The 14,323-nt window shown below is 62.2% G+C and carries 12 protein-coding genes; 7 read left to right on the top strand and 5 right to left on the bottom strand.

What is annotated here, in order from left to right:
• Positions 1-226: 226 nt before the first annotated feature.
• A complete protein-coding gene (locus GFD18_RS07935; RefSeq protein WP_163200507.1) occupies positions 227-1,375 on the bottom strand; it encodes a hypothetical protein in 1,149 nt (382 codons plus the stop codon).
• Positions 1,376-1,596: 221 nt separating this feature from the next.
• Between GFD18_RS07935 and ureA the strand changes: the two genes are divergently transcribed.
• Positions 1,597-2,277, top strand: coding sequence for an urease subunit gamma (gene ureA / locus GFD18_RS07930; RefSeq protein ID WP_163200508.1), 681 nt, complete (start codon positions 1,597-1,599; stop codon positions 2,275-2,277).
• A gap of 12 nt (positions 2,278-2,289) precedes the next feature.
• Positions 2,290-4,014 (top strand): urease subunit alpha, encoded by a 1,725-nt coding sequence (gene ureC, locus GFD18_RS07925; RefSeq protein ID WP_163200509.1) that lies wholly within the window; start codon positions 2,290-2,292, stop codon positions 4,012-4,014.
• Positions 4,015-4,097: 83 nt separating this feature from the next.
• Here ureC and GFD18_RS07920 read toward each other — a convergent pair whose 3' ends face one another.
• Genes GFD18_RS07920 through GFD18_RS07905 form a run of 4 tightly spaced genes read right to left on the bottom strand, consistent with a single transcriptional unit; the run spans position 4,098 to position 7,339 of the window.
• Positions 4,098-5,111 (bottom strand): urease accessory protein UreD, encoded by a 1,014-nt coding sequence (locus GFD18_RS07920; protein WP_163200510.1) that lies wholly within the window; start codon positions 5,109-5,111, stop codon positions 4,098-4,100.
• 47 nt (positions 5,112-5,158) lie between these two features.
• Positions 5,159-5,767, bottom strand: coding sequence for an urease accessory protein UreG (gene ureG / locus GFD18_RS07915; RefSeq protein ID WP_163200511.1), 609 nt, complete (start codon positions 5,765-5,767; stop codon positions 5,159-5,161).
• 44 nt (positions 5,768-5,811) lie between these two features.
• On the bottom strand, positions 5,812-6,588 hold the full coding sequence (locus tag GFD18_RS07910) for an urease accessory protein UreF (RefSeq protein ID WP_225432985.1): 777 nt from the start codon (positions 6,586-6,588) through the stop codon (positions 5,812-5,814).
• A 58-nt stretch (positions 6,589-6,646) separates the two neighbouring features.
• Positions 6,647-7,339 carry an urease accessory protein UreE gene (locus tag GFD18_RS07905; RefSeq protein ID WP_163200512.1) on the bottom strand — a complete coding sequence of 231 codons (693 nt, stop codon included), beginning with the start codon at positions 7,337-7,339 and terminating at the stop codon, positions 6,647-6,649.
• A 256-nt stretch (positions 7,340-7,595) separates the two neighbouring features.
• Here GFD18_RS07905 and cbiM point away from each other — a divergent pair, with 256 nt between their 5' ends.
• The 5 genes from cbiM to GFD18_RS07880 all read left to right on the top strand — a co-directional run bounded on the left by cbiM (position 7,596) and on the right by GFD18_RS07880 (position 14,289).
• Complete coding sequence (cbiM, locus tag GFD18_RS07900) at positions 7,596-8,651, top strand: cobalt transporter CbiM (RefSeq protein ID WP_204314013.1); 1,056 nt, start codon at positions 7,596-7,598, stop codon at positions 8,649-8,651.
• Entirely contained in the window at positions 8,648-9,487 is an 840-nt protein-coding gene (locus tag GFD18_RS07895; RefSeq protein WP_163200513.1) for an energy-coupling factor transporter transmembrane component T, read from the top strand. The genes cbiM and GFD18_RS07895 overlap by 4 nt, the downstream gene beginning before the upstream one ends.
• Before the next feature lie 102 nt (positions 9,488-9,589).
• Complete coding sequence (locus GFD18_RS07890; protein ID WP_163200514.1) at positions 9,590-10,297, top strand: energy-coupling factor ABC transporter ATP-binding protein; 708 nt, start codon at positions 9,590-9,592, stop codon at positions 10,295-10,297.
• 251 nt (positions 10,298-10,548) lie between these two features.
• Positions 10,549-11,955 carry an LLM class flavin-dependent oxidoreductase gene (locus GFD18_RS07885; protein ID WP_204314014.1) on the top strand — a complete coding sequence of 469 codons (1,407 nt, stop codon included), beginning with the start codon at positions 10,549-10,551 and terminating at the stop codon, positions 11,953-11,955.
• Between the two features lie 78 nt (positions 11,956-12,033).
• Positions 12,034-14,289: an alpha-amylase family glycosyl hydrolase gene (locus GFD18_RS07880; RefSeq protein WP_163200515.1), complete on the top strand. Its 2,256-nt coding sequence runs from the start codon at positions 12,034-12,036 to the stop codon at positions 14,287-14,289.
• The last annotated feature ends 34 nt before the right edge of the window (positions 14,290-14,323 follow it).

Raw genomic sequence — 14,323 nt, 5'->3', positions numbered from 1 at the left:
GGAGTCTGTCGGTGTACCTAGGCAAATATGAGCCTGATAAGGTGTTGCGTCTTTCGGCCAAGAATTTCGGAGTCGACAACGGCATCCGCAGCGTACCGCTATATGCGGCGTTTTGTGTTGGGGAGTAGGGGATTGTGGGTGGTGAAAGTTGTTGATATGGATGAAAGATGATATGAAGGAAGATGAATATTTGCGGTGTGACGATACGCAAATATTCATCCTCACGTCAAACATTATTTAGTCCAATGAGTTTATTGGGGATTTTTAAATAGTCAGCTAGATGTTTCCGGGCTCCTGTAATGTGGTTTTCCCTCACAGATTGGTGTGCTAATTTCTGTGCTTGCGATGGGGAAACATTGTTATTTTGAGTGTAAGTATGAGTAAGAATGGTTCCTGTTTCCCCCGCCAATGACCGTAAATATTGGTTATTGAATATAGATTCTGGTGTGTTGATATACACGGCAAAATTTCCCGATGCAGTCATAGCCATTGCGGTTAATGCTTTGGCTGTTTCATCGACTTTCTTCTTATTGAGATTCTTGCGTATGAGTTGTATCTTTTTATCCTTACGTCTTGAAAAAGAAAGAACCATGGTGGTCCCGCGAATTGGAAAAATACATAAATGCATATCCTGAGTCGCTTGATCAAAAGCAAATAAGTTGTTTATATGATTGCCCCAGCAATCGTATTCAATAGTGATTTTCCCTTGAAAAGCTAAGGGGAAAAGACGATTATATTGATGGTAGAAATCTACTGTATAAAGTATCGTAGATGGCTTAGATTGTAATTTGGCTCTAATACTGCATGTGTTCTTGAATCCTTGAAAGCTGTCCTTGGCATTAGCTGTTTCTGCATCAAGCTGTTGGTTTAAGATTTGAATTCGACGGTTCAATTCTTTCCTTGATGTAAAGGAAGAGGTTTCCTCCTGCCGCAACTCTTTTTCTATTCGGGCAATCGTCTTTTTTGCGTCATAGTACGAATATAGGTAGTTTTTCATTGCAATTTCGTTGAGAATTGTTTGCAGGTTAGCGTTGCCAAGCAATGACTTTGTATAGATATCAGCGCGTTCGTAGTTTTGGAAACAGCTGCCATCGCATTTTTTGCATAATAGCGAAAAAGTGCCGGTGTTATTGCGGCCGTTAACTTTATTTACCCACGGAATTTGAAGAAACGAGTTAAGTGGATAAAATTGCCCTGACTTATCGTTGCCAGACGCGCCATTGTTAAGGCTCTTTAATACAAATTGCGGAATTGAATGTGAGTTGCATGGCCGTTGGTCCTGAAATGTTGTTCCGCAAATCATGCATTTTTCTGGGCGGTAAGAACCATAGGAACTTAAGCGTTGTCGTTGTTTGATTTCTTCGTCTTTGGACATTTTAATGTTGTGATCACTTAGATTGAAATCCGAGTGACTTTGGTAGATGTAATTGCTAGACACATGCTGTATTTTACTTTTTTATCAGGATTCTTCAGGAAACCTCCCGTTCTCATAGTCGCCATACAATATCCCCGAATTCGTGGCGGTGGCGGGGCTTGCGCGCTAATGCGCGGCGCCCCGCCACCGACGAAACAGGCATATCGAGCGATGGGGGTCTGATGAGACTTACTCCTAGGGAGATCGACAAGCTGCTGCTGCATCAGGCGGGCGAGCTTGCCAAGGAACGGAAAAACCGCGGCGTGAAGCTCAACTATCCGGAGGCTGTGGCGCTCATCAGCTCCGAATGCGTGGAACGCGCGCGCGAGGGCGCGACCGTCGCCGAGCTCATGCAGTACGGCCGCACGCTCCTCAAGCCTGAAGACGTGATGGACGGCGTGGCCGAGATGATCGACGTCGTTGAGGTCGAGGCCACGTTCCCCGACGGCACCAAGCTCGTCTCCGTGCACAACCCCATCGAGACCACCGAAAAGCTCAAGCCGGGCGAATACTTCTTCGCCGACGGCGACCTCACCATCAACGCCGGTCGTGAAAGCATCGAACTCGACGTGGTCAACACCGCCGACCGTCCGATTCAGATCGGCTCGCACTTCCACTTCTTCGAAGTCAACAAATACCTCAAGTTCGACCGCAAAGCCGCCTACGGCAAGCGACTCGACATCCCCGCCGGCACGGCCGTGCGCTTCGAACCGGGCGAATCGCACCGCGTGCAGCTCATCGACATCGCCGGCACGCGCGAAGTGCACGGCTTCAGCGCCCTCGTCGACGGCAGGCTCGACGACCCGACCGTACGCGAAGCCGCATTCGCCAAGGCCAAGGAACAAGGATTTTTGGGGATTTAAGGACTTGAAATCATGAGCAAGACGATTACACGCAGCGACTACGCCGGCATGTTCGGCCCGACGACGGGCGACCGCGTACGCCTCGGCGACACCGACCTCATCATCGAAGTCGAAAAGGACTACACGAACTACGGCGACGAACTCAAGTTCGGCGGCGGCAAGTCATTCCGCGACGGCATGGGCCAAAGCTCCGTGCAGCTCGACGCCGAATCGCCCGACACCGTCATCACCAACGCCCTCATCGTCGACTACACCGGCATCTACAAGGCCGACATCGGCATCAAGAACGGCAAGATCTCGGCCATCGGCAAGGCCGGCAACCCGCAGACCATGGACGGCGTCACGCCCGGCCTGGCCGTCGGCTCAGGCACCGAGGCTCTCGCCGGCGAAGGCATGATCGTAACGGCCGGCGGACTCGACACCCACATCCACTTCATCTCGCCGCAGCAGGTGCGCACCGCGCTCGCCGGCGGCGTGACCACCATGGTCGGCGGCGGCACCGGTCCGGCCGACGGCACCAACGCCACCACCTGCAACCCCGGCGCCTTCCACCTGGCCCGCATGATCGAAGCGGCCGAGGCGCTGCCCGTCAACATCGCCTACCTCGGCAAGGGCAACGACTCCTCGCCCGAACCGCTGCGCGAGCAGATCCGCGCCGGCGCCGCAGGCCTGAAGATCCACGAGGACTGGGGCTCCACGCCCGCCGTCATCGACACCTGCCTCGGCGTCGCCGACGAGATGGACGTGCAGGTGGCCATCCACACCGACACCCTGAACGAGGGCGGCTGCGTGGAGGACACCATCGCCGCGTTCAAGGGCCGCGCCATCCACACGTACCACACCGAGGGCGCGGGCGGCGGCCATGCGCCCGACATCATCCGCGCGGCCGGCTTCCCCAACGTGCTGCCGAGCTCCACGAACCCGACCATGCCGTTCACGCGCAACACCGTCGACGAGCATCTCGACATGATGATGGTCTGCCATCACCTCGACCGCAACGTTCCCGAGGACATCTCGTTCGCCGACTCGCGAATCCGCCCCGAGACCATCGGCGCGGAGGACGTGCTGCACGACATGGGCATCATCTCCATGATGAGCTCCGACTCGCAGGCCATGGGTCGTGTGGGCGAGGTCATCACCCGCACCATCCAGACCGCCGACAAGATGAAGAAGCAGCGTGGCCCGCTCCCCGAAGACGAGCACGACAACAACCGCAACGACAACTTCCGTGTGAAGCGCTACGTCTCGAAGTTCACCATCAACCCGGCCATCACGCACGGCATTTCGGATTACGTCGGCTCCGTGGAGGTCGGCAAGATGGCGGACCTCGTGCTGTGGCAGCCGGCCATGTTCGGCGCCAAGCCCGAGATGGTCATCAAGGGCGGGTCCATCGCCTACTCGCGCATGGGCGACGCGAACGCCTCCATCCCGACGCCGGAACCCGTGTACTACCGCGACATGTTCGGCGCTCTGGGACGGGCGTTGGGCAGCTCCTGCGCGACGTTCGTCTCGCAGGCCGCCATCGACGACGACATCAAGGGCAAGCTCGGCCTGCAGCGTCAGGTGCTGCCGGTGCACGGCTGCCGCACGGTCGGCAAGAAGGACCTCAAGTTCAACGACACGTTGGCCGATATCCAGGTGAACCCCGAGACGTTCCAGGTGACGGTCGACGGCGAGCTCATCCACTCCGATCCGGCGAACGAGCTGCCGCTCACGCAGCGCTACTTCCTGTTCTGAGACCGGCTGGGGCTGGTCTGGGGCTGGTTGAGATTGATTTGAGCCAGCCCCAGACCGGGAAATCGAAAAAGAAGAATATCGCCTTACGCGGCGATGATGCCGGCGGCCGACTTGATGAAATCGAAGGCGTCGTCGCCGCGCCTGGTGAGGATGCGGATGCAGATGCCGTTCGTGACGCGGCTTGCGCCGAATTCGCCCTCGAAGTTCGTTTCCTCGGCGAATGTTCGGATGCGTTCGATCAGCGCATCCTCGGCGGCCACGCGTGCGGCGGCGATGCGCTGGCGGGTATCGGGAATCAGCCTCGGGTCCTTCGAGCCGGTCGCCGCACCCGACGACGCGGCGTACGGTGAATGCTCGGCGTCGGACAGCGCGTCGGGGTCGTAGCCGGGGTCGGTTTCGGGAATGTGGGCGTACAGCACGCCGCAATGCGTGTACTCGCGCCACATGCCCATCTCCTCGTAATCGAAGTGCTCGGGTTCGAGCAGCAGCCGGTCGGCGAACACGAGCTGCGAACGATGCTCCGGCTTGCGGGGACGGCCGCGCTTCGGTTGGGGCTTCGACGCTGAATCCGCGGCGTGCAATGCCTCCCGATACTCCTCCGACGCCAGCGACTCGTCAAGCGTCACGCGCAGCCGGTTCGTGAAACGTCGCATCTGCCAGCGCTCGCCCATGCCCACGCGTCCGCATGTGACTACGTCCGCATATACGAACGTCGACTCGGGACTGATATGTGCCTTGGTTACATTCGTAAACGTGCTGTTATGGAACGGAATCACCGGGAACGGCAGGAACACGGCCTTCGCGTCGCCTCGCGCGGTCAGGTCGATGGTGCGGTTCGCCTCGCCGTCGGCCGTGTCCAGCACCTTCTCGTAGCTCTGCGTCTTCATCGTGGAATCGGTGCCGGGGCCGAAATCACATACGATATGCGCGTCGTCGCCCTTGAGGAAACCGGGCGAGGCGAGCATCACGATGAAGTCGGCATGACGGCCGTTCACGAACGGCGTCATGAGCTTGAACGGCGCCTCGAAATACACGTCGTCGATTTTGGTCCGGCCGTTGCGGAACGCGGTGGCGAGACGGAAGGTGCTGCTGGGCATGGTGATCCTCGAAACCTAAGGCATGGGCTATGGCGTGGAATGAACGGTTACTTGCCTTCGAAGAGGACGTCCTTCTTTATCCAATTGATGACGTCGTCCACGCCGGCGCCGCCCATCAGATCGGTGAAGATGTACGGGCGATCGCCGCGCATCTTCTTGCTGTCGCGGGCCATCACGTCGAGGTCGGCGTGCACGAGCGGCGCGAGGTCGGCCTTGTTGATGACCAGCAGGTCGGAGCGGGTGACGCCGGGGCCGCCCTTGCGCGGGATCTTGTCGCCCTCGTCCGTGGCGATCACATAGATCGTGGCGTCGGCGAGGTCGGGGCTGAACGTGGCGGAAAGGTTGTCGCCGCCCGATTCCACGAAGATGATGTCGACGTCCGGGTGCGCCTCGGCCATGGCCTCGCACGCCTCGAGGTTCATCGAGCAGTCCTCGCGGATGGCGGTGTGCGGGCAGCCGCCCGTCTCCACGCCGACGATGCGGTCTTCGGGCAGGCGCGAGTTCGCGATGAGGAACTCGGCGTCCTCCTTGGTGTAGATGTCGTTCGTGACGACGCAGATGCTGTATTCGTCGGCCATCTTGCGGGTCAGGCGTTCGATGAGGGCGGTCTTGCCGGAACCGACCGGGCCGGCGACGCCGATGCGTACGTAGGACATGGGATTCTCCTTTGTGTTGTTTGATGCGGTGCGGCGTGGTGCCGTCAGCTCATATAGAGCCTCGAATACAGGGTCTCGTGCTGCATGGCGGCGATGTCGAGATAGGCGCCCGAGATGCCGAGGTCGTCGGGTCTGAGCGTGAACGCCACGTCGACCGCATGCACGAGGTTCGGGAACGAGTCGTGCAATGCCACCTGACCGGCGAACTGGCTGAGCGGAATCGCCTTCGCCGCGCACATGGTGAGCGCGCTGATGAGCGAATAGCCATACGTGACCGCCGCGCTGCGCAGACTCGCCGCATGGTCGGCCGCATACAGGCCCATCGCGATGGAGTGCAGGCCGCGGCAACGCCCGGCGGCGATCAGCGAGCGGTACGTCGACAGATGCGGGCTGCGCGAGTCGATGTCGGCATTGCCGACGCCCTGTCCCGCATCCATCTTGTCGACGAGCTTGATGAGCCGGGCGCACATGCGCTCGCTGCCCTCGCGAATCTCGCGTGCGGACTGCAGCGCCGACGCCAGCTCGTCCAATTCGGTGATCTTGCGTTCCAGTCCTTTCGCGGAGAGCCGCGCGTCCTGCGCGTACTTGCCGGCGATGACCATCTGGCCGATTTCCTTGTAGGGCGCGACCTCGAGATAGTTCTTGAGATACTGCTCGAAATCAGGGCCCTTGCGAAGGAAGTCGCGCTGCACGAACGTCTCCATGCCGTTCGACAAGGCGAACGCACCGATGGGGAACACGCTGTCGCACACCTGCAACATGGCGAGATGACGCGATTCGATCTCGTCGTCGCTCATGGTCGCGGTTGCCGCTTGCGCCATTGCTCCTCCTTTCGCGGAATCGGAAGTGCGGATGGATGATGGATGGGGTTGTGGCCGGTCAGTGCCTGTGCCAGGTGTGGCCGCCGTCGTGGCTGTGCGTGCCGTCGGGGCGATGCAGCACGCCGTTGACCTCGTATTCGCCGGCGACGTGCTCGTGCTCGCCATGCTCGTGATGATGTTCGCCGTGCGAGTGGTCACCGTGCTCGTGCCCGCCGTCATGCTCGCTCTTCCACGCCTCGTCGGCCGCGGCCTCCTGCTCCTCCTCGGCCACGTCGCCCGTGGTCTTGTTCGTGCCGGGGATGATGGTGCCCGAGCCGGCGTGCGCCTTGACGATGAGGAATCCGTCGAATCCGCCTTCGATGATGTGCGGCTCGAAGCCGATCTTCTTCGTGTATTCCATCGTCGGATGGTCGTACGGCACGAGCACGCGGTCGTCCTCCACCTTCAGACTCAGGTGGCGGTTGCCGAGCTCGAAGCAGAGGCGCCCCATCTCCTTCATCGATGAGACGGGGATCTCGATGAGCTGCGCGGTGTTGATCTTCGCGTAGTAGCGCTTGTCGTCGGTCTCGGCGAGCACGTCGCCGTCCTTGATGGTCCGGCCGACCATCACGCCGAACTCGGTGCCGTCCTCGGCAACCTTGGCCATGCGCTTCTTGTCGGTCTCGAACCAGTCGAACGTGATGGGCACGCTCAGCTTGCCGTCCTTCGGCGGGTTCTCGATGATGTTGCCGCTGATGTGGTCAGCTATCATGTGAATTCCTTTCGCGAGCATCGCCATGAAAATCTGCCGCCAAGAATAATGCCGAAAAAAACCGCTTATGTAACGGGAAAATCACCGACGGCGACCGTTGCCCCGCCGGCGTGTCCCATATGCCGGTATGCCTGATTTTCATTGGAATCGCAACGAAACAACGCATTGGATATGTGGCGTTTACACGCGTGAAATCGGCTTGTCTACCATATTTCTCGGGTCTTTGGGCCCGAAATCCTGAAGGAAAGGGCCGAAAATGACCACGTTCGACAACACCGCCACCCTGGCGATGCATATTCCCGATAATTATCTGTCGCCGTCGACGGGGCTGGTGTTCTTCCTCATCATGATTCCGGTGTGGGCATTGTGCCTGAAATATGTGATGACGCACGCAAACCACGAGAAGATGGCGTATCTCGGCGCCGGTGCGGCGTTCTCGTTCCTCATCATGATGTTCAACGTGCCGTGCCCCGGAGGCACGACGGCGCATGCGGTCGGAGGGTCGCTCATCGCCATCCTGCTCGGACCGCAGTACGCGACGGTCGCCGTTTCGGTGGCGCTGCTGCTGCAGGCGCTGCTGTTCGGCGACGGCGGGCTGATCACCTATGGCGCGAACTGCTTCAACATGGCGTTCGTGCTGCCGTTCGTGGCCTATGGCGTATACGCGTTATTGCATAAGATACTTGATGACGGATGGAAGACCCGCGTGGCGGTGTTCGCCGGCGCATACATCGGTCTTACGGCGGCGGCGCTGATGGTGGCGCTTGAGCTCGGCGTGCAGCCGGTGCTGTTCCATGATGCCGCCGGTCAGGCGCTGTACTTCCCGTATCCGATGGCGATTGCGGTGCCGGCCATGCTGATTCCGCACCTGCTCATGGCGAGCATCGTCGAGGGAATCGTGACCGTGGCGGTCGTGGAATTCGTGCGTCGTGCGGCGCCGGAGATTGTGGCCGATGCCGTTACGGAACGTGGGGGAGTCGCGACTCATGGTGCAGGCGGTCTGAAGACGCCGGTGTGGATTGGCCTGGGAGCGCTGACCGTCATCTCACCCATCGGACTGCTGGCCACCGGCACCGCGTACGGCGAATGGGGGGCCGAGGAGTTCAAGGCCGCGACCGGACTGGCATATGTGCCCGACCGGATCGCCAACGGATTCTCGTGGAACGCCTTGCTGCCGGACTACTCCATGCAGGGGCTTCCCGACTGGGCCGGCTATATACTCTGCGCCGTCATCGGCATCGCCGTGATGACCATTGTGTTCCGTCTGCTGGGTGCTGCGGTCGGCGGCGCGAACGGCAAGAAGACGGCGTGACCGGAGTGGATGGCGAACCGACGTCGTTCCCCGATTGGCTGGGCGTCTCCGAATCCTATGAGCCGGCCGATGACCGGTCGACGTTCGTGGAAAGGAACCTGGGCGTATTCGGCAGGACGCTGGCCGCCGTCGCCGATGGCGGCCAGCCCGAGCTGGTCGCCGGTCCGATCGACAGGGCGCTCGGAAACGTCTCCACGTCGTTGCGTCTGCTGGGATTGGTCATTGCCATCGTCTGCACCAATCTGACCAGCAATATGATATTCGATTACATATTGTTGGCCGTGGTGCTGGCCGTGCTGGCCGTGCGGCCGGTGCGTCTGATGCGAACCGTGGTGTTCGCCGGCCTGGGCATCGCCGCACTGAGCTCGCTGGTCGCCTTGCCGGCGATATTTCTCGGGCAATACAATTCGCCGATGCGGCTGTTCATCAGGGCGTTCATTACCGTGTCGCTGACCGTCGGGTTGGCGAGGACGGTGCCATGGAACCGGCTGATCGCGGGACTTCGCGGGCTGCATGTGCCGAACTCGGTGGTGTACGTCTGCGACGTGACCATCCAGTTCATCGACATTCTCGGCCGGTCGATGCTGTCGCTGCTCGACTCGTTGAGCCTGCGCAGCGTCGGCCGCGACCGGCGCAAGATGGCCTCGGCCGGGCATGTGCTCGGCGCCGTGTTCCTGCTGGCGAACCGGCGCGCCAGGGAGATGGGCGAATCCATGCTCTGCCGCGGGTTCGAAGGCGAATACCGCATACCGAAGCAACGCTGGCTGACCGCGCCGAACGCGGCCTACGCGGCCATGATTGCCGCGATGATTGCGGCGGCGGTATATTTCGGGTAGCGTCGGCCGTCATCGGCAACGGCGTTCCGTTGGCAACGTCAGCGGTAAGGCAGGCAATCGGCGTGGTCGAAGTCGGATTCGGGATTCAGGACCAAAGGAGCGATGGTGAGCACAGTGCGCGAGGCGGAACGGCCCTTGGCGGAGCTGCGCGGGGCATGCTTCGCGTATCCGGGGGTGGAGGGAGACCCGCCGCGTGTGGTGCTGCGCGACTTCGACATGACCATCGGCCGTGGTGAATCCGTGGCATTGCTCGGCCCCAACGGCAGCGGCAAGACCACCATCATGCGCATCCTCAACGGTCTGGAATTCCTCGACTCCGGCGAATACCGATTCGACGGCGAGGCCATCACCAAAGCCGCCCTCGCCGACAAGACGTTCGCCAGGCGTCTGCATCAGCGCATCGGCTTCGTGTTCCAGAACTCCGAAACCCAGTTGTTCTGCCCGTCGGTGGGGGAGGAGATCGCGTTCGGGCCCGCGCAGATGGGATTGCCGGACGATGAGATCCGGCGGCGGACCCGCGACGTCCTGCGGCTGTTCGAGCTCGAACGCTTCGCCGACCGCGCGTCGTACCGGCTGAGCGGCGGCGAGAAGAAGCGTGTCGCCATCGCCTGCTGCATGTCGCTCAACCCCGACCTGCTGGTGCTCGACGAGCCCACCGACGGTCTTGACGAACGCAACACCGCCCTCGTCGTGCGTGTGCTCAACCGGTTCGTCGCCGCCGGCAAGACCATCCTCGTCTCCACCCATCATCACGACATCGTCGAGGCGCTGCATTCCCGTCGCATCGCCGTCCGTCCCATCGAAGACTGACGGGAGGGCCGGAGGGAGACCGATGGAGGCCGGCAGAGGCCCGATAGGGGACTGACGCTGAATTCCGCGGCTTGATAAGCGTTGATAAGCAACGTCTATACGGCGGTTGGCGATTTTGGGGGTTTCGGCCCATGCGCGGGCGCCATAATGGCGATAGCCATGACGCACGCCGGGGGAGGCGTGCGCCGAAACCGCCGAACGCATCCCCGGTGAACGATGCCGCGAGGATGCCGCCATGAAAGGACGTCGCAGTGGGGACCAACGCCGCCAGCACCGAATCGAACGCAGCCAAACGACAGATTCATTTCAACGGATTCGTCAAGGACTGCGTGGGCCATCAGTCGTCCGGCATGTGGCGCTACCCCGGCGACCGTTCCGCCGACTACACCGACATCAACCACTGGGTCGAACTGGCGAAGCTGTTCGAACGCGGCAAGTTCGACTCGATGTTCATCGCCGACCTCGTCGGATACTTCGACGTCTACGGCGGCAACGTGGACTCCGCGCTGCGCACCGCCTCGCAGCTGCCCATCAACGACCCGACCACGCTGGTCTCGGCCATGTCGGTGGCCACCGAGAACCTCGGCTTCGGCGTGACGGCCGGCGTCTTCTACGAGCACCCGTACACGTTCGCCCGCCGCATGAGCTCGCTCGACCATCTGACGAACGGCCGCGTGGGCTGGAACGTGGTGACCGGCTACCTGCCGTCCGCTCTGCGCAACATGGGCCAGCAGGACATCCCGCACGACAAGCGCTACGACTACGCCGACGAATACCTCGAGGTGCTCTACAAGCTCTGGGAAGGCTCGTGGGAGGACGACGCCGTCGTGAAGGACAAGGCGAACGACGTGTACGCCGACCCCACGAAGGTGCATGAGATCAACCACCACGGCGAATACTTCGACGTGCCGGGCATCCACCTGTGCGAGCCGTCGCCGCAGCGCACGCCCGTGATCTTCCAGGCCGGTACCTCGCCGCGCGGCATCAAGTTCGCGGCCGAGAACGCCGAGGCCATCTTCGTCACCGGCCCGACGCCCGAACTCGTCGCCCCGCAGGTGAAGAAGGTGCGCGACGCGCTGGAGGCCGCCGGCCGCGGCCGTTACGACGCCCGAATCTTCATGATGCTCACCGCCATCACCGCGAACACCAAGCAGGAGGCGTGGGACAAGTACCACGACTATGAACGCTACGCCTCAACCGAGGGCGCGCTCACGCTCTACTCCGGCTGGATCGGCACCGACCTTTCGAAGTACGACCTCGACCAGCCGCTCGACGGCATCGACTCCAACGCCATCCAGTCCACGGCCGCGAACATGCAGAAGGTGACCGGCGACGACGGCAGGCGCTGGACGGTGCGCGACATCGCCGTGCGCCGCGCCATCGGCGGCAACAGCCCGGTCGTCGTCGGCTCCGGCGAGCAGGTGGCCGACGAGCTGCAGCGCATCGCCGAACTCACCGACGTGGACGGCTTCAACCTCGCCTACGTGACCAACCCCGGCACGTTCGAGGACATCATCGACTACGTGGTGCCGATCCTGCAGGAGCGCGGCGTCTACCAGACCGAATACACGCCCGGCACGCTGCGCAACAAGCTCTTCGGCAAGGGCGACTACCTCAACCCCAACCACCGCGGCTACCGGTACAAGGTGTCGAAGTAGGCAAGGTGTCGAAGTAGGAGGTCTTTGCCCCTGCTGGTAGATTGCTGTGTGGAAGCGATGTGCCAACGGGGGTGCGAGATGAGTGTTTCGGGTATTCCGGCGATTGACGATTTGCAGCCGTACGACGGCGACGATCTGGGGGCGATTCCCGACGGCGAACGAGCGGCGAGCAAAGGCGGCCGAGGCGGGGAAACGGAAGGCGCCGATCGCGATGGCACCACGTTCCGCGTATGGGCGCCGACCACCAGCCGCGTGGAATTGCGGTTGTTCCATGACGGCGGCGACTGCTGCGGCAGCGGCTGCGGCGTCGCCGGCACCACGGGCGTGCACGCCGAGTCGGCCCTGCCGCCGAGCACCAGCACCGGCGAGGAAGGCGACGCGGACGTCTCCCGCCAGCCATACGCCACCTATGCGATGGCGCCCGGCATGGGCGCCGACGGCCGGCCCGACGGCACATGGGTCGTGCATATCGACGGCGCCGGCCACGGCACGTTCTACGACTACGTGGCGTATTTCCCCGACGGTCACGTATCCCGCACGGCCGACCCATGGGCGCGCGCGGCCGGCGCGAACGGCCGCCGCAGCATGGTCGTCGACCTGCGACGGACCGACCCCGAGGGATGGGCCGACGACAAGGCCCCGACCATCCCGCTGAGCGAACTCGTCGTATGGGAGACGCACGTCGGCGACTTCAGCAACGACCCTCACAGCGGCATCCCCGCCGAACACCGAGGCACCTACCTGGCGTTCACCCACGACGAGACGAGGGTGGACGACACCAGCGAATTCCCCACATGCATGGCGTACCTGCGGCGCCTGGGCGTCACCGCCGTGCAGCTGATGCCGATATTCGACTTCGGCTCGGTGGACGAGGCCGCCGCGCGTGAGGCCTCCAGGCCGGATGCCGATCCCGCGCACAAGCCCTTCAACTGGGGCTACGACCCGGTCAACTACAACGTTCCCGAAGGCTCCTACAGCACCGACCCGTTCGACGGCGCCGTGCGCATCCGCGAATGCAAGCGGATGATCCAGTCGCTGCACAGAAACGGCTTCAAGGTCATCATGGACGTGGTCTACAACCACATGTATGGCGCCGACAACTGGCTGGAACGCATGGTGCCCGGCTACTTCTGCCGCCGGTACGCCGGCGGCGCGCTCTCCAACGGCTCCGGCTGCGGCAACGACATGGCCTCCGAACGGCCGATGATGCGCAAATACATCGTCGATTCCGTGGAATACTGGGCCCGCGAATACCATATCGACGGCTTCCGATTCGACCTGATGGGATTGATGGACGTCGACACCATGAACGCGATACGCGACCGGTTGGACGCGCTGCCGGGCGGCGCCGCGAAGATCATGTACGGCGAGCCGTGGGCCGCCGACATGACCGCCGTCTCGCCCGACGTCGTGCTCGCCGGCAAACGCGGCCTCTCTCGGCTCGACCCGCGCATCGGATTCTTCAGCGACGATTCGCGCGACTCCATCCGCGGCAACATCTTCCATCATCACAAGCCCGGCTACGTCTCCGGCGCGGCGCGCGAATTCGCGCCGGCCGTCCGCCACGCCGTCGACGCGTGGCGCGGCACCGAGGTCGAGGTGGCCAGTGTCGGCCAGTTCGTGCAATACGTCTCCTCCCACGACGACCTGACGCTATGGGACAAGCTGTGCATGGCCATGCGTTCGGTCGCGTTCGGTCATGTGGGGGAGTTCGGCGGCGGTTCGGGCGTCGATTCCGGCAGCGGCGTCTGGTCGGCCGAATCCGGCCCGACCGACGCCGAATACGACGCCGACCCCAGCCTGAGCGGCGACATCATGGAGGCGAACCGCATGGCCGCCGGCATCGTGATGATGTCGGCCGGCGTGCCGTTCATGCTCTCCGGCGAGGAATTCGCGCGCACCAAGCACGGCTGCGACAACTCATACAACCAGTCGGCCGCGCTGAACTGGCTGGACTGGCGTCGCGCCCGCCGACTCGCCGGCCTGGTCGACTATTACTCCGCGCTGATTCGATGGCGGCGGCGGAATCCGTCGGTGTTCGGCGGGTCGCGCATCGTGCCGCAACGCGACGACTCCGTGGTCGTGTTCCGCGTGGGCGGCGACTGCGTGACGGTCAACCCCACGAAGCAGATGGCATGGCAGAACGTCTCGGCGCTGCGGGCCATGAACGACTGGGGGCAGTTCGCGCCGCTCGACGACTCGGCATGGCAGTGCGTGTTCAGCTCTCGCGGGGCCGAGGCGTGCGGCGAGGCGAACTGGGAAAGCTATTCGCGTGGCCATGAGCGGCAGATCGCCATTCCGTCGCGTTCGTTCTGCATCTGGCGGTGCGAGTAGCGCGCGGTGTTCCCCGATTGTTCATGCGCCGTTT

The organism is Bifidobacterium saimiriisciurei (assembly GCF_010667655.1).
In the GTDB taxonomy this organism is placed as follows: Bacteria; Actinomycetota; Actinomycetes; order Actinomycetales; family Bifidobacteriaceae; genus Galliscardovia; species Galliscardovia saimiriisciurei.
This window is presented reverse-complemented; position numbering and strand designations above follow the sequence as displayed.